The organism is Ramlibacter alkalitolerans, assembly GCF_016722765.1.
Classification (GTDB): Bacteria; Pseudomonadota; Gammaproteobacteria; order Burkholderiales; family Burkholderiaceae_C; genus Ramlibacter; species Ramlibacter alkalitolerans.
The window spans coordinates 25,898-41,174 of the sequence record NZ_JAEQND010000001.1; the positions used below are offsets into that span (position 1 = coordinate 25,898).

Sequence of the window (15,277 nt, forward strand, 5' to 3'; positions counted from 1 at the left end):
TTCCCGGCCGCAGGCGATGAGCCTCGCAGGCTCGCCGCTCAGGTTGCTAGCGGATGTGGCAGGCCAGGCACAGCGCGCTGCCGGCGTTCGATTGCCGCAGGAACAGCGGCTGCGCGCTGTGCGGATCGTGGCAGCTGGCGCACTCCACGAAGGGCTCCTCTTCGCCCTGGCCCGCATAGCCTTCCGCAGTGGAGCGCGTGTAGAGGATCACGTCGGTCTTCTGGCGCGAGCCATTCGGCGCGATTTCCGTGTCGATCCACCAGACCCGCGTCTCGTTGATCATCGCGCTCTGCGGCCGCACGAAGTCGTTGGTGCCGGCCGTCACGTGCGCCGGGATCGCGGCGAAGATGCCGCGTCCGTACTGCACGCCGATGGGATGGTCGTTGCGCAGGTCCGTCCCGATGTTCGTGATCAGGCCCGCACGGAGCTTGCCGCCGCTCTGGTTGGCGCCGCTCCAGGTGCCCGATTCCCAGGTGAGCGTCCCGCTCGGCGCCGGCACGTTGACCACCGCGCTCATGGCGGACGTGCCGTCGTGGCAGGACAGGCAGGCCAGCGATACGGAGCCGACCGGCGCGACCTTGCCGACCAGCGCGGTGCCGAGCGTGTCGTAGGTCTGGTAGCTGGCCGGCGAAGGCATGAGCCGGTTCCACAGGGGGACCGCCGCACTCACGTCCAGGCCCTGCGGCGTGTGGCAGAAGACGCAGACTTCCTCGGTGCCGGAGAAGGTGTTGACGCCCGTGCCGCTGATGGTCAGGTTGTGCTTGGTCTCCCGGATCTGCGCCCCGGCCGGCCCCGCCAGCAGGACCAGCAGGAACAGCGCCTGCAGCAGGAGCGCAAGTCGGCAGGGCACGCTCTGGCCGGGAATCGGGGGATGCATGGGGGGGAGCCTGTGAGAACCTTTGGAGCATATCGCCTCCAGGATGCAGCAGACACCGAAAGCGCGACCAAAGGTTTGAGGAATGTCGTCTGTCCCGCAAATCGCAGCCCCCTGCGGCGCCGGACGCGCAAGGATCGCGTCAGCTGGCGGCGCCGGGCATGGCGGGCTCGCAGGTCGCACGGGCGCGATTCGGAATCCGCCGAGTGCCCCAATCAGTGAACTCCTATAAAGGCAGGCGCGGGCAGCCGCCATAGTGGACGCCCGTAGCGATCACTCCAGGAGCGCCCCATGCATCGATCCCCGCGCGCGCGCGGCACGTGAGCCCTTCCCTCGCCGCGCTCTGTTGCCTGCAGGCGTGGGAGCAAGGCGCCGCCATCCCCGGCGGCATCGCCTTCGAGCGACTGCTGCGCCGCATCGCGCTGGACCATTCCCCGGCGAGCCTGGCGCGCATCGACACCTTCCTCGATGCGCTGCGCACTGCGAGGAGGCCGCAGCGCGAGGTCTTCCTCGCCGAGCGCGCCAGCCTCAACCTGCTGGACCTGCTGGCCTTCCACGTCGGCGACGTGATCGGGCGCGCGCTGCGCTGCGCGCCGGAGTGGCAGTCGCGGGAGCCGGTCGCCAGCGCGTCCGGGCAGCACCCGGCGCAGGGCTTCGAGCAAAGCCTGGCGTGCAGCTTTCCGGGGGCCGCGATCCCGCCCGGCGAGTACGCGCCCCTGGCGCCGATCTGCGACCGCCTGTTCGGCACGCGCCGCGACGACGGCGTGGCCGCGCGCGCCGGCGCGCTGCTGCCCGCGGCGCTGCGTGGCAGCACCCGGCCGCTGGCTGGCGCCCCGGCCTTCGGCTACCCGCTGCGCCTGCAGGATGCGCTCGCGCGCTGCAGCCCGCAGCAGCGCGCCGACCTGGAGCCGGTGCCGCCGGCGCCGGCGGCACGGCAGGCCCTGCCCTCGTCCTTCGCCGCCGCGCCCGAGGTGCTGCGCTGCGGACGGCCCGCCTGGGGCGCGGTGGTGCAGGCCGACGAGACGCTGGCCCGCCCGCGCGCCGAGGGTGGCGGCCTGGCGGACGTCGTGTACGACCCGCGCGGCCGGGCGCCGGCGGCGGCGCTCGACGAAGTGGCGCAGGTGCTCTCCGCGCTGCAGGCGCGCCCGGTCGCGGAGCCCGGCCTGCCGGAGTTCTCGGCCTGGCTGGCCGGCGCCGGGCCGGCGGCGTGCGGGCTCGACGTGCCCGCCGTGATCAGCCCCTACCCCCTGAAGATCGCCGCGACCTGGATGGCGCACCGTCACCTGCCCGGCGGGATGCTGGCCCAGCGTTCCTTCCCGGTCGTGACCAGCAAGGCCCACCCGGGCGTGGTGCTGCTCCTGCCTGCCCCGCTGTGGCCGGCGCCGCTGCTGCAGGCCTGGGCTTCGTGAGCGCCTGGCCGGCGCGCGAGGCGGCGCGGCGTGCAGCGGGGTGAGAATGGCGCCGTTCCAGGCGTGCTGGAATGCCCGGGCGGAACCGGCCTCCGGTTCTCCGTCCACCCGAGGAGACACGAAGTTGCGGGATGAGGAAAGTCGGTTCGAGTCCAGGTACCGCCTGCTGCGCGACGCCATGTCCGAAGGCTTCTGCGTGGTCGAAGTCCTGTTCGATGCGGACGGCAAGCCGCAGGACGGCATCCTGCGGGAAGTGAACCGGGCCTACGAACTGCAGACGGGGCGCGTGCAGGCCGTGGGCCGCCGCATCAGCGAGCTCGCGCCCGATCTGCAGGATGCCTGGATCCAGGCCTTCGGCGGCGTGGCGCGCACCGGCCAGCCGGCCCGCTTCGAGCAGCGCGCGGCGACCGCGGGCAAATGGTACGAAGTGCATGCCTTTCGCTGGGGCGAGTCGCAACAGGGCCTGGTGGGCGTCCTGTTCAACGACATCACGCAGCGCAAGCTCGACGAGCTGATGGCGCAGAGCGTCCTCGACTACGCGATCGTCCTGCTGGATCCGGCTGGCCACGTGCGCAGCTGGAACGCCGGCGCGCAGCGCATCAAGGGCTACACCCCCGAGGAGATCGTCGGCCGCTCATCGTCGGTGTTCTACCTGCCGGAGGACGCTGCCGCAGGGCGCCCCGCGCGGGTGCTGGCGCTGGCCGCCGAATCCGGGCGCTACGAGGAGGAAGGCTGGCGCGTGCGCCGCGACGGCTCCCGGTTCTGGGCCAGCGTCTCGGTGGCGCCCCTGCACGATTCCGACGGCAGGCTGCAGGGTTTCGTGAAGGTCACCCGCGACCTCTCGGAGCGCAAGAGCGCGGACGACGGCTTGCGCGCCGAGGTGCACGAGCGCATGCGCGCGCAGGAGCAACTGCATGCCCTGAACGAGCGCCTGGAGGCCGAGGTTGCTGCCCGCACCGCGGACCTCACCCGCGCCAACACGGATCTCCTGGAGACCAGGGAGCGGCTGCGGGAACTGTCGGCGCGGCTGATCCGCGCCCACGAGCAGGAGCGCGGCCGCATCGCCCGCGATTTCCACGACGGCACCGGCCAGTTCCTCGCCCTGCTGCGCATGCGCCTGGCCGACCTGTCGCGGGACGTCGGCGAGGCGCGGGTGCAGCCCAGCACCGAACTGGTCAAGCAGGTCATCGACCACACGCGGCGACTGGGCCTGATCCTGCGCCCGATCGCACTCGACGACCTCGGGCTGGAGGCCGCGCTCGAATCCATGGTGGAACAGCAGGCGGCGCTGACCGGATGGTCGGCCACCTACGATGGCGCGCTGGGTGAGCGGCGCTTCGCCGACGAAGTGGAGACCGCGTGCTTCCGCATCGCCCAGGAGGCGCTCACCAACGCGGCGCGCTATGCGGACGCCAGCGAGGTCCGCGTGTCGCTGGCGATCGGAGGCGAAGAGCTGGTTCTGCAGGTCGCCGACAACGGCCGCGGCTTCGACGTCGAACACTACCAGACCCCCGAGGAACGGGCGACGCACTTCGGCCTGGTGTCGATGGAGGAACGCGCCGGGCTGGTGGGCGCCCGGCTCTCCATCGATTCGGCGCCCGGACGCGGGACGCGCGTGACGGCGCACTTCCCGCTCGAAGCCAGGCCGGGATGAAACGGCGGCGCCGCATTGGTGCGGTGCACAATAGACCCTTTGCATCCGGTAAAGCGAGGGGCGGCATGAGATACGTCGTGTTCAACCAGAAGGGCGGCGTGGGCAAGTCCACGATCACCTGCAACCTGGCGGCCATCAGCGCGCAGCAGGGACGGCGCACGCTGGTGGTGGACCTGGATGGACAGGGGAACTCGACGCGCTACCTGCTGGGGGCCGACGCCGATGCGGCCGTCGAAGGTGCCGCCGGCTTCTTCGGCGAGTCCCTGAAGTTCACCGTGCGCCCGAAGGACAGCGCGGAGTTCATCATGGAGACGCCCTGGGAAGGGCTGCACATCATGCCTGCGAGCGCGGAACTCGAGGAACTGCACGGCAAGCTGGAATCGCGCTACAAGATCTACAAGCTGCGCGACGCGCTGGCGCAACTCGAATCCTCGTACGACGACGTGTACATCGACACGCCGCCGGCACTGAACTTCTACACGCGCTCCGCGCTGATCGCGGCACAGCGCTGCCTGATCCCCTTCGACTGCGACGATTTCTCGCGCCGCGCGCTCTACACGCTGATGGAGAACGTGCAGGAGATCCAGGCCGACCACAACCGCGGGCTCGAAGTCGGCGGCATCGTCGTCAACCAGTTCCAGCCGCGCGCGAACCTGCCGCAGCGCCTGGTGCAGGAACTGATCGCCGAGGGCCTGCCGGTGCTGCAGCCCTACCTGAGCGCCTCGGTGAAGATCAAGGAATCGCACGAACTGGCGCGCCCCATGATCCACATGGATGCGCGCCACAAGCTCACGCAGGAGTTCCTGGCGCTGCACGAGGAAGTCGCCCGGCCGGCGTAGCCGGCAGAACGCCGCCGCCGACCCGCCGGATCCGCCGGCGGGCGTGGCGGGCGCATCGGGCGTACAGTGGGCATCTCCCTGCCCTTGCGAAAGGAAGCACCGTGCGTACCCTCTTCGCCGCACTGTCCTTGTGGGCTCTCCTGCATCTGTCCGGCTGCTCCGGCCTCGTGACGACCGCTCGCGGCGGCCCCTGCGCCGTGGAGGCGAGCATCGAGTGCCAGGTGGAACGCTCGTCCCGCGTTCCCTGAGCAGGCCAGCTCAGTCGCCCTTGGCGTTCACGGCGGCCTTCAGCGACGCGCCGGGCACGAACTTCACGACGGTGGACGCCGCGATGGTGATCGCCTCGCCGGTCTGCGGATTGCGACCGGAGCGCTCTGCGCGCTCCGCCCGCTTGAAGCTGCCGAAGCCCGGGATCACCACCTCGCCGCCCTTCGCGAGTTCTTCGGTCACGATGCCGATGAGGGCGTCCAGGCTCCTGGAAGCCGCAGCCTGGGATTGTTCGGTGGCGTTGGCCAGGGACTGCACGAGTTCGGTTTTGTTCATGGTCGGGGGTGAGTGCTCGAACGCGCCGAGTGTAGGGGAGCCAAGCGGCCTCAAGTTGCCCTGGCCCGCCGAAATCGGCCGTCTGTCGGTAACAGCGAAACGCCGAGGTTTCCGGCCGGGGCGGGCGCTGAGCTACGGCTGCTACTTTCGGCCCAGCCGCGGCTGCGCTTGCGTACCATGCCGTCAGCCGTAGCAGCGGAAAGCAAACCCATGTGCCGGAACATCAAGACCCTCTTCAACTTCTAGCCGCCCGCGACGGAACTCGAGATTCGCGATGCGTCGCTGCAGTTCGTGCGCAAGCTGAGTGGCTTCAGCGTGCCCTCCCGGGCCAATGAAGAGGCTTTCGAGCGGGCGGTGGAGGAAGTCGCCGCCTCGGCGCGGACCCTGATCCAGTCGCTGGTCACCAGCGCGCAGCCGCGCACGCGCGAGGTGGAAGCCGCCAAGGCGCGCGAGCGCTCCGCCGCGCGCTTCGGCGAGCGCGTCCGCGTGCGCGTCGACGAGATCCGCTAGCCGGGGCCGGCGTGCTCTCGCAGCACGCCAGCCGGCCGGATCACTTCGCCGGCTTCTTCGGCGCCCGGCGCGCGGCGTCCAGTGCCGCCGCCTTTTCGGCGTGCTTCTCGGCGCGGCTCTTGCGCGCCTTCGGCTTCTTCGTGTCCTTCGCTTCCTGCGTTTCCTTGCGGGCCTTTTCCCTGGCCACGGGGTGATGCGTGCGCACCAGCCGGTCGACGGCGCTCGGCTTGGGCTCCAGGGCCTGCGCCTTGCGCTTGTCGCGCTCCTCGCGCAGCATCTTGCGCTCCGCGATCAGGGCTGCTTCGGCTTCGGAGGGCTCGTTGTCGGCCCCGCCGGTTTGCACCCGGCTCATCATCGCGCGGTGCAGGGCCTGGCCATTGGCCGCGATCTTCCTGGTCATCGATGCAGTACGAATCGGCATGGGACGTTCTCCGTGGTGCGGAAGGGGCACTGTAGGCCAGCGCGCGCCGCGGCGCCACCCTCTTTCCGCGACAGCGGCTCAGCCAGCGGTCGTCAGGGGCTGTTTCGCAGGCCGGTAGAAGGCGACGATGGAGTCGGAGACGAAGATCACCCCGATCGTGAGCAGCCAGATGAAGGCCGCCGTTCCGCCGAGGTCGGCAGGCAGGCGCAGGCCCAGGATCTCGATCACGTACCGGTGCAGCACGAAGGTGAAGGTCAACGCATAGCTGCGGGCCATCCACAGGCGGTGCGTGGCGAGGTCGCGCCTGCGCACGGCCATCAGGGCCGTCGCCGACGTGCACATCCAGAGCACGCCCTGGACGGTGGCTGCCAGGCCTTCCTGGGGGTCGGCATGGAACACGGCGACCCAGACGGCCAGCGGCCCGGCCACGGCGATCGCCGCGAGATAGGCATGGCCCAGGGCGCGATGCAGCGCCGGATGCGCCTGCCGCACCCAGGGCACGAACTGGAGCGGCCCGCTGAACAAGGCCAGCACGCCACAGGCTGCATGGACATGGAGGATGCCGGCATAGGGGCCGATGCGGGCCGACCAGGCGGGGTTCCTTCCGAGCAGCAAGGGCAGTTCCACGACGAGGAAGACCAGCGCGGTCATCCCGGCGAGCACGCCCAGGGCCAGGAGCAGGAAGGAGGAGGGCCACCTCGGCAGAGGGTGACCGGCGTGGCCTTCGATGACGTGGGCTTCCGTCGCGTAGCGCATATCGCCTCCCTCCATGCCAGGATGCATGCAAGAACATTCTGGGAAGGCGAATCCAGGCTGGCAAGCTCTGTCACAAAGTGCACCCCCATTTGAACGAGGGCCGGCGCGTTCACGTCGCCGGGAAGTCCTCCTCGAAGAACTCCATGGCGCCCCGGTCGCCGCTGGCGCGCCGCTCCGCCTCCTTGCCGCGCAGTTCCACCCGGCGGATCTTCCCGGAGATCGTCTTGGGCAGTTCGGCGAATTCGAGCCGGCGAATGCGCTTGTAGGCAGGCAGTTGCTGGCGCAGGAAGGCGAACAGCTCGCGCGCCACGTCGGCGCCCGCTGCGCGCCCCGGAACGAGCACGACGAACGCTTTCGGCACCGCCAGGCGCACCGGGTCGGGACTCGGCACGACGGCCGCTTCGGCCACCGCGGGATGCTCGATCAGCACGCTTTCCAGCTCGAACGGGCTGATGCGGTAGTCGGAGGCCTTGAACACGTCGTCGGTGCGGCCGACGTAGGTGATGTAGCCGTCGGCGTCGCGCGTCGCGATGTCGCCGGTGTGGTACGCGTCGTCGCGCATGGCATCGGCCGTGCGCTCCGGGCTGTCGATGTAGCCGTCCATCAGCCCCAGGGGCCGCGCATCCAGCGGCAGGCACAGTTCCCCCTGGTCGCTCTCCTGCCCATTGACGTCGAGGAGCACCACCCGGTAGCCGGGGAGCGGCCGCCCCATCGAGCCGGGCTTGAGCGGCTGGCCCGGCGAATTGCCCACCTGCGCGGTCGTCTCGGTCTGCCCGAAGCCGTCGCGCAGGGCCAGGCCCCAGGCCGCGCGCACCCGCTCGATGATCTCCGGGTTCAGCGGCTCGCCGGCCCCGATCACCTCGCGCAGTCGCAGCCGGCCCGCATGCGCGGCGAGGTCCTCCTGGATCAACATGCGCCAGACGGTGGGCGGCGCGCACAGGGAGGTCACGCCGTACGTGGACAGCACATCGAGCAGGGCCGCGGCCTGGAAGCGGCGGTAGTTCGAGATGAAGATGCAGGCGCCGGCGTTCCAGGGCGCGAAGAAGCAGCTCCACGCGTGCTTGGCCCAGCCCGGCGAGGAGATGTTCAGGTGCACGTCGCCCGGTTGCAGGCCCAGCCAGTACATCGTGGAGAGATGGCCCACCGGATAGCTCTGGTGCGAGTGCAGGACCAGCTTCGGTTGCGCCGTCGTGCCGGAGGTGAAGTACAGCAGCAGCGGGTCGGTTGCCTTCGTGATGCCATCCGGCTCGAACCGCTCCGGCTGCGACGCGGGAGCGTACTCGGTGCATCCCGGTGCGGCGCCGCCGACGGAGATGCGCCCGCAGCCTTGCGGCAGCAGCGCGAACTTCTCCGCGCTGGCCGCCGCCGCGGTGATCGCGAACTTCACGTGCCCGCGCTGCACCCGATCGAGCACGTCCTGCGGAGTGAGCAGCGTGGTGGCCGGGATGAGCACCGCGCCGAGCTTCATCGCCGCCAGCATGATCTCCCAGAGTGCGACTTCGTTGCCCAGCATCAGCAGGATGCGGTCGCCGCGGCGCACGCCCTGCTCGCGCAGGAAGTTGGCCGTCCGGTTCGAGCGCGCCGCCATCTCGCGGAAGGACAGCTTCTGCTGGCTGCCGTCCTCTTCGACGATCCACAGCGCCGGTGCGTCGTTGCCGGCGGCCAGGGCATCGAAGTGATCGAGCGCCCAGTTGAACGCGTCCAGCGCGGGCCAGCGGAAGTCGCGGTACGCCGTGTCGTAGTCCGTGCGGTGCGCCAGCAGGAAGTCGCGGGCACGCAGGAACGGGCTTGCATCACTCATGGCTTTCCTCCTTGGCCGCCGCTCGCCGCGGCCGCCATTCGCAGCGACCGCGCCCCTGCGCAGTCTTGCTGCGCATCATGATCGCCCGGCGGGCGGCGGCCGAAGGGGGTTTCCACCCGGGCACCGGACCGCAGAGCAGGCGCCCGCCCCTGTCGAAATGATGGTCATCATATTCGCCCTATGCTGCACGCCATCCACTCCCCCTGTCGCCATGGAAACCGCCCCCACCCGCAAGCAGCTGACGCACGACCGCATCGTCGACACGGCCGCGCGCGTGCTGCGCGAGACCGGCTTCTACGGCGTCGGCGTGGCCGACATCATGAAGCGCGCCGGCCTCACCCACGGCGGCTTCTACGCCCACTTCCCCTCGCGCGAGGCGCTGCTGGCCGAAGCCCTGGAGCGCGCCGGTCAGGACAGCCGCGTGCGGCTCGACCGCTCGATCGCCGCGCGCGAGGCCAGGGGCGCGAGCCGCTTCCGCGCGCTGGTCGAGAGCTACCTGTCCGAGCCGCACCTGAAGTCGGTGGACAGCGGCTGCCCGGTGGCCGCACTGGCCTCCGAAATGCCGCGCCAGGGCGAGGCGGTGCGCGAGGCGGCGCAGGGCCGCATCGATTCCCTGCTGGCTGCCGTCGAAGCCGCGCTGCCGCCCGGGCAGGCCGCGGGTACGGCCGGCGTGGTCGCCGCGCAGCTGATCGGCGCGCTGCAGATCGCCCGCGCACTCGGCGACAACGCCAGCGGCCGGCGCCAGCTTGCCGCGGCACGGCAGTTCCTGCTGGACCAGTTCGAATCCCCGCGGCCCGAAGGCCGCTGAAAGCGTGCGCGCCACCCGGCGCGCTTCCCCGCGGCCGCCAATATGACGGTCGTCATATGAACCAGGAGCCCCCATGCAACTCGCCAATGCCGTCGTCCTCATCACCGGTGCCAATCGCGGCATCGGCCTGGCTTTCGCCCGCGAAGCCCTCCAGCGCGGCGCCCGCCGCGTGTATGCCGCCGCGCGCGACCCCGCCAGCGTGCAGCTCGCGGGCGTGCTTCCGGTGCAGCTCGATGTGACCGACGCCGACCAGGTCGCGCGTGCCGCCCGCGATTGCGGCGACGTCACGCTCGTGATCAACAACGCAGGCGTGGCGACCCCCGGCGGCTTCCTGGAGGACCCGACGCTCGGGTCCACGCGCTGGCAGATGGAGACCAACTTCTTCGGCATGCTGCGCATGGCGCAGGCCTTCGCGCCCGTGCTCGCGCGCAACGGCGGCGGCGCGCTGCTGAACGTGCTCTCGGTCGCCAGCTGGGTCAACCGACCGCTGCTGGGCACCTACGGCGCCACCAAGTCGGCCGCCTGGGCCCTGACCAACGGGCTGCGCCACGAACTGCGCGCGCAGGGCACGCAGGTCACGGCCTTGCACATGGGTTTCGTCGACACGCGCCTGGCGCAAGGCATCGCGGCGCCGAAATCCGCGCCCGAAGACATCGTTCGCCTGGCCTTCGACGGCCTGGAAGCGGGCGCCGGCGAAGTGATGGCCGACGCGCTCACGCGGCAGGTCAAGCAGTCGCTCTCCGGCGCTGCCGCGGCCTACCTGGAGGCCGCGTGAGCACGGCCACCCTGCCCGCGGCGGCGGCCACGGCTGCCACGTCGGCCACGCACAGGATGCTGCGCGGCCCCGTGCTGCCCACCTTGCTGGGCCTGGCGACGCCGAACGTGCTGGGGCTGTTCGCCAACACGGTCGTGATCGGCTTCGACGGCTACATCGTGGGCCGGCTGGGCCCCGACGCCCTCGCCGGCGTCGCCGTGGTCCTGCCGCTGGCGATGCTGATGCTGCAGATGTCGGCCGGCGGGCTCGGTGGCAGCACCACGGCCGCCGTCGCGCGTGCGCTCGGGGCGGGTGACGCTCCGCAGGCGACACGCCTCGCGCAACACGCGCTGCTCCTGGGGCTGGCCGCGTCGCTGCTCTTCACGCTGCTCGCGGCCAGCCCGGCCCTCTACGCCGCGATGGGCGCGCGCGACGGCGTGCTGGCGCAGGCGAGCAGCTATGCCGGCGTGCTGTTCCCGGGCGCCGCGGCCGTGTGGTCGGTCAATGTGCTCGCCGGCGTCGCACGCGGCACCGGCAACATGCTGCCGGCGGCCCTGGCCCTGGTGGCCACCACCGCCATGCACCTGATGCTGTGCCCCTGGCTGGTGTTCGGCGGCGGCATGGTCCCGCCGCTCGGCGTGGCCGGCGCAGCGGCCAGCACGGTGACCTGCAATGCCATCGCGGCCCTCGGACTGCTCGCATGGCTGTCGCGTCCCGGCCGCGCGGTCCGCATCGTCGGCCCGCGCTGGCAGCTGCAGCGATCCGCCTTCCGCCGCATCCTGGACGTCGCCCTGCCCTCCTCCATCAACCCGATGCTGAGCAACGGCTCCATCGCACTGGCGACTTCCTACGTCGCCACCTTCGGCAGCCTGGCGGTCGCCGCGTACGGCATCGCGGCCAGGCTCGAATACATCCTGGTGCCGATCGCCTTCGGCTTCGGCAGCGCGCTCACGGCCATGGTCGCAACCAACCTCGGCGCGCGGCAGCCGCAACGCGCCAAGCGCGTCACGTGGGCGGGCGCGGGCCTCGTCTGGGCGGTCACGGGTGCGATCGGCCTCGTCGCCGCGCTCCGGCCGCAGCTGTGGATGGCGCTCTTCACCGCCGACGCCGCGGTGCAGGCGGCCGGCAGCGCCTACCTGCGCATCGTGGGCGGCTGCTACGGCTTCTTCGGCCTCGGGCTCGCGCTGTTCTTCGCTTCCCAGGGCGCGGGCCGCATGCGCTGGGCGCTGGTGGCGAGCACCGCGCGCCTGCTCGTGGTCGCACTGGGCGGGTGGTTTGCCGTGCGCGTCGCCGGCGCCCCGCCCGAGTCGCTCCATGGCGTGATCGCAGCCAGCCTCGCGGTGATGGGGCTGACGCTGTGCCTCGCGACCTACCTGGCCGACTGGGGGCCGCGGCAGCCGGCGTGATGCGGGATCGCAGCGCTCATGACGCAGGAGCCCGCAGCTATGATGAGCCTCCCCCGCACTCGAGGTCAGTCCGATGACGGCGCCGGCACCGGCCCACCTGCCCGAAGAACCGAAGCGCCTGTCGAAAGTCGTCGCCGCCCTGGTGCCCTGCTCGCGCCGCGAGGCTGAGCAGTACATCGCCGAAGGCTGGGTGCGCGTGAACGGCAAGGTGGTGGAAGAACCGCAGTTCCGCGTGTCCGGCGAGAAGGTCGAGATCGACGCGCGCGCCAACCTGCAACCCGCGACACCCGCGACCTTCCTGCTGCACAAGCCGCCGGGCACGCGCACCGAAGATGCGCAGGCCCTGCTTGGCGCGGCGACGCACTGGCAAGGCGACACGTCCGGCATCCGCCGGGTCAAGAGCCACGCCGTCGGCCTCGCCGCGCTGCTGGCGCTGCCCAAGCCGGCGGAGGGCCTGTCCGTCTTCAGCCAGGACGCGAGGATCGTGCGCAAGCTGCGCGAGGACGCCAACGTGATCGAGCAGGAACTCGTCGCCGAGGTCACCGGCACCCTGGTCCCCGGCGGCTTGTCGCGGCTGTGCGCAGGCCTGGTGTTCGAAGGCCGCCCGCTGCCGCCGGCCCGCGTGAGCTGGCAGAGCGAGGCGCGGCTGCGCTTCGCCGTCAAGGGCATCGCTCCGGAGATGGTGCCGTGGATGTGCGCGCAGGTGGGCCTGAAGCTCACGGCGCTGCGCCGCCTGCGCATCGGCCGCGTGCCCATGGCCGGCCTGCCGCCGGGCCAGTGGCGCTACCTCGCAGCGGGCGAGCGCTTCTAGAACAGGCCTTCCTGCTCGGGCGGCGGCGGCCGGCTGGTGCGGACGCTGCTGGCCCGCGGCGCGCGCGGCGGCAGCGGCGCTGCTTCGGCCAGGAGTTCTCCGGTCCAGGCACGGAAGAAAGCCGGCGCCTCCTGCACCGGGCAAGCGAGCCAGGCGTCGTAGTCCTGCGGTGCGAGGATGATCGGCATGCGCTTCTCGTCGCCGGGGCGATGGAAGCGGCGATAGAACGGATGTTCGTCGGCGTTGACGGTGAGCATCGCGAACGAGAACAGCTCGTGCCCTTCGGGATGCCGCCACTGCGCGTAGATGCCGGCGATGCCCATCGGCACGGCCCCCGGCTGGTAGATGGCCCAGCGCTCGGCCCGCGCGGCATCGTGGGCGAAGAAGGGCTCGTAGATCACCTCCGCCGGGATGATGCAGCGCAAGCCCTTGCGCCAGCTGTCGCGGAAGCTGGGCAACTGGTGCACCGTTTCGCTGCGGGCGTTGTACGTGCGGCGGCCGAAGGCCAGTTCCTTGGCGAACGCGGGGAGCAGGCCGAAGATCCCGTCGTGCACGATGCGGCGGTGGCCCGAGCCCTCCTGCGCCAGCCGGATGAAGGGGGCCAGGCCGGTGGGCCAGGTGTCCACGGGGGCGTCGTCGCGCTCCCGCTCCACGCCGAAGAAGCCCAGGAGCCGGTCCTTGCGCGTGACGGGTTGGTAGTTGCTGCACACGCGCGGATGCTCCCGTGGCCGGACCGCAGCGCCGCGAGGCCTCAGCCGCGCCGTGCCGCTTCGATGGCAGCGATGTCGATCTTCCCCATCTGCATCATCGCTTCGAAGGCGCGCCTGGCCGCGGCAGGGTCGGGATCGGTGATCGCGTCCGTGAGCGCCCGCGGCGTGATCTGCCACGACAGGCCCCAGCGGTCCTTGCACCAGCCGCAGGCGCTTTCCTGGCCGCAGTTGCCGACGATCGCGTTCCACAGGCGATCGGTCTCGGCCTGGTCCTCGGTTGCGACCTGGAACGAGAAGGCCTCGTTGTGCCGGAACTCGGGGCCGCCGTTCAAGCCGAGGCACGGGATGCCCATCACGGTGAATTCCACGGTCAGCACATCGCCCTCCTTGCCGGCGGGGTAGTCGCCAGGCGCGCGATGCACGGCCTGCACGGCGCTGTCGGGAAACGTCCGGGCATAGAACTGCGCGGCCTCCAGGGCCGTGCCGTCGTACCAGAGACAGATGGTGTTCTTGCTCGCCATGGTGGTCCTCCAGCGGGTGACAGGGGGCGCGGGAGAGTCTGCCACGGATTCAGTTCCTGGACTGCAGCAGCACCACCCAGGGACGGCGGCCCAGGTGCCCGCGGCACGGCGGCCCGGCGCGCGAACAGTCGGGGCGTGGCGCGGCGCTGCCGAAGTAGCCGCCGCTCAGCACCTTGTCGGCGTTCAGCGTCATGCGCGACAGCGTCACGGACTGCACCACGTTGCCGCCGATGGTTTCGAGCTTGGCGTCTCCTGCCTGGTCGGCGCGCACGACGAGTTCGCAATGCATGGGGAAGTCCTGGCCGCGTCGGCGCTCGGCGAAGGCGGCGGCTAGCGCGGCCAGGCTGGCCACGCCCGCGGTGCTGCCGCGCGTGGCACAGAGCAGGTCGCCGGCGCGCGGCCGCGTCGTGGCGACGTCGCAGGCGCGAAAGGCATGCGTCGCCGGCTGGCCGGCGGCTTCCGCAGCCGAGGTTTCGAGCGCCGCCTGCACGTAGTCGGCATGGCTGTCGGAGAACGCGAATTCGGCGCCCGAGAAGCCCGCGGTCTTCATCAGGTAGCTGATGAACGCGGCGGACCACGGCGTATCGACGATCGCGGTGCGCAGCAGCGCCTCGCGCACCGCCACCTCCGCCCGCGGCGCGATGCCACCCGCTGCGGCATCGCGGGCGGCTTCCGCGCGTGCCACCCGCCCGACGCTCGTCATCAGCCGCGGCGGCTCGGAGTCCGACAGCGCCCGCCAGAACGTCGCCACGCGCTCCCAGGTGGGGGTGCCCTCGCCCGGCGGCCGGTCCCACTCCGCCTCGTGATAGCCGACATGGAACAGGCCGCCGTTGCGCTCTATCGTCTGGCCGCCGAACAACTGGTGCTGCCGCCGTGCCTCGTCGATCGCCAGGTGGATGCGCGCATCGCCGATCGGGCGCCGCGCGCCTTCGGCACAGGCGGAGCTGCCGGCGGCAGCCGCAGTCGACACCAGGCCGGCGCAGGCACAGAGCACCGCGCTGCCGATCCAGCGGAGCAGGGAGGGCGTCATCGGGCCATTCTGCCCGCGCCGTGCAGGCGACCCTCGGCGTCCGCGTGGAGCGGCTCGCCGTGCACCAGGCACCACCACGTCTGCGGGTAGCGATCGGCACCCGACTTGGCGGCCGCCCGCCGCGCAACGACTTCCGTGCCGGCGATCACGATGCCCTTGCAGGTGATGCGCTCCACGCTCGCGGGCAGCAGCTCGGGCAGCAGCAAGGCCGCGGGGTCGTCCTCGCTCGCGAGCCTGGCTGCCAGCTGGCGCGTATAGCGCACGCGCCAGAGCCCCAGCTGCAACTGCCCCCGCACGCCGGCCGCCGGCCGCCGGCAGGCGGATGCCCCGGTGCCGCGTGCGAAACACGGTGACCAGCACGGCGCCGGGCTACGCGCGGGAGCGATTCGAGCGGAGGTGGAGCCGGTGGGTGAACCGCATCGAATCACTG

The 15,277-nt window shown here is 71.4% G+C and carries 16 protein-coding genes and 1 pseudogene; 8 read left to right on the forward strand and 9 right to left on the reverse strand.

The features are described from left to right. Positions 1-46: 46 nt before the first annotated feature. Positions 47-877, reverse strand: a complete 831-nt coding sequence (locus tag JI746_RS00110; protein WP_201686750.1) for a cytochrome c3 family protein — start codon at positions 875-877, stop codon at positions 47-49. A 317-nt stretch (positions 878-1,194) separates the two neighbouring features. Here JI746_RS00110 and JI746_RS00115 point away from each other — a divergent pair, with 317 nt between their 5' ends. From JI746_RS00115 to JI746_RS00125, 3 genes are all read left to right on the forward strand, one after another. Next, a complete protein-coding gene (locus JI746_RS00115) occupies positions 1,195-2,283 on the forward strand; it encodes a hypothetical protein (protein WP_201686751.1) in 1,089 nt (362 codons plus the stop codon). Positions 2,284-2,407: 124 nt separating this feature from the next. Next, positions 2,408-3,937: a PAS domain S-box protein gene (locus JI746_RS00120; RefSeq protein WP_201686752.1), complete on the forward strand. Its 1,530-nt coding sequence runs from the start codon at positions 2,408-2,410 to the stop codon at positions 3,935-3,937. 65 nt (positions 3,938-4,002) lie between these two features. Continuing rightward, a complete protein-coding gene (locus JI746_RS00125; protein ID WP_201686753.1) occupies positions 4,003-4,776 on the forward strand; it encodes a ParA family protein in 774 nt (257 codons plus the stop codon). Between the two features lie 258 nt (positions 4,777-5,034). On the opposite strand, the gene JI746_RS00135 is transcribed toward JI746_RS00125, so the two are convergent. Then, complete coding sequence (locus tag JI746_RS00135) at positions 5,035-5,319, reverse strand: HU family DNA-binding protein (protein WP_201686755.1); 285 nt, start codon at positions 5,317-5,319, stop codon at positions 5,035-5,037. Between the two features lie 210 nt (positions 5,320-5,529). Between JI746_RS00135 and JI746_RS00140 the strand changes: the two are divergent. Beyond that, positions 5,530-5,829, forward strand: a pseudogene (locus JI746_RS00140) (DUF2277 domain-containing protein). 40 nt (positions 5,830-5,869) lie between these two features. On the opposite strand, the gene JI746_RS00145 reads toward JI746_RS00140, so the two are convergent. The 3 genes from JI746_RS00145 to JI746_RS00155 all read right to left on the reverse strand — a co-directional run bounded on the left by JI746_RS00145 (position 5,870) and on the right by JI746_RS00155 (position 8,807). Continuing rightward, a complete protein-coding gene (locus JI746_RS00145) occupies positions 5,870-6,229 on the reverse strand; it encodes a hypothetical protein (protein WP_201686756.1) in 360 nt (119 codons plus the stop codon). A gap of 99 nt (positions 6,230-6,328) precedes the next feature. Then, on the reverse strand, positions 6,329-7,006 hold the full coding sequence (locus JI746_RS00150) for a DUF2306 domain-containing protein (RefSeq protein WP_201686757.1): 678 nt from the start codon (positions 7,004-7,006) through the stop codon (positions 6,329-6,331). Positions 7,007-7,115: 109 nt separating this feature from the next. Then, positions 7,116-8,807, reverse strand: coding sequence for an AMP-binding protein (locus JI746_RS00155; protein ID WP_201686758.1), 1,692 nt, complete (start codon positions 8,805-8,807; stop codon positions 7,116-7,118). Positions 8,808-9,018: 211 nt separating this feature from the next. Here JI746_RS00155 and JI746_RS00160 point away from each other — a divergent pair, with 211 nt between their 5' ends. The 4 genes from JI746_RS00160 (at position 9,019) to JI746_RS00175 (ending at position 12,586) form a co-directional block, all read left to right on the forward strand. Next, complete coding sequence (locus JI746_RS00160) at positions 9,019-9,615, forward strand: TetR/AcrR family transcriptional regulator (protein ID WP_201686759.1); 597 nt, start codon at positions 9,019-9,021, stop codon at positions 9,613-9,615. Between the two features lie 73 nt (positions 9,616-9,688). After that, positions 9,689-10,390: an SDR family oxidoreductase gene (locus tag JI746_RS00165; protein ID WP_201686760.1), complete on the forward strand. Its 702-nt coding sequence runs from the start codon at positions 9,689-9,691 to the stop codon at positions 10,388-10,390. Continuing rightward, the gene (locus JI746_RS00170) at positions 10,387-11,775 is read left to right on the forward strand and encodes an MATE family efflux transporter (RefSeq protein ID WP_201686761.1); all 1,389 of its coding nucleotides are present in this window, start codon (positions 10,387-10,389) and stop codon (positions 11,773-11,775) included. The genes JI746_RS00165 and JI746_RS00170 overlap by 4 nt, the downstream gene beginning before the upstream one ends. Positions 11,776-11,848: 73 nt before the next feature. Next, positions 11,849-12,586 (forward strand): RNA pseudouridine synthase, encoded by a 738-nt coding sequence (locus JI746_RS00175; protein ID WP_201686762.1) that lies wholly within the window; start codon positions 11,849-11,851, stop codon positions 12,584-12,586. On the opposite strand, the gene JI746_RS00180 is transcribed toward JI746_RS00175, so the two are convergent. From JI746_RS00180 to JI746_RS00195, 4 genes are read right to left on the reverse strand one after another with little or no spacing between them, the layout of a single operon-like run. After that, complete coding sequence (locus JI746_RS00180) at positions 12,583-13,296, reverse strand: SOS response-associated peptidase (protein WP_201686763.1); 714 nt, start codon at positions 13,294-13,296, stop codon at positions 12,583-12,585. The genes JI746_RS00175 and JI746_RS00180 overlap by 4 nt on opposite strands. A gap of 41 nt (positions 13,297-13,337) precedes the next feature. Continuing rightward, on the reverse strand, positions 13,338-13,817 hold the full coding sequence (locus tag JI746_RS00185; protein WP_201686764.1) for a VOC family protein: 480 nt from the start codon (positions 13,815-13,817) through the stop codon (positions 13,338-13,340). Between the two features lie 49 nt (positions 13,818-13,866). Beyond that, positions 13,867-14,847 carry a DUF2272 domain-containing protein gene (locus JI746_RS00190; RefSeq protein ID WP_201686765.1) on the reverse strand — a complete coding sequence of 327 codons (981 nt, stop codon included), beginning with the start codon at positions 14,845-14,847 and terminating at the stop codon, positions 13,867-13,869. Next, the gene (locus JI746_RS00195; protein ID WP_201686766.1) at positions 14,844-15,143 is read right to left on the reverse strand and encodes a hypothetical protein; all 300 of its coding nucleotides are present in this window, start codon (positions 15,141-15,143) and stop codon (positions 14,844-14,846) included. Before JI746_RS00195 ends, JI746_RS00190 begins: the two co-directional genes overlap by 4 nt. Between the last annotated feature and the right edge of the window lie 134 nt (positions 15,144-15,277).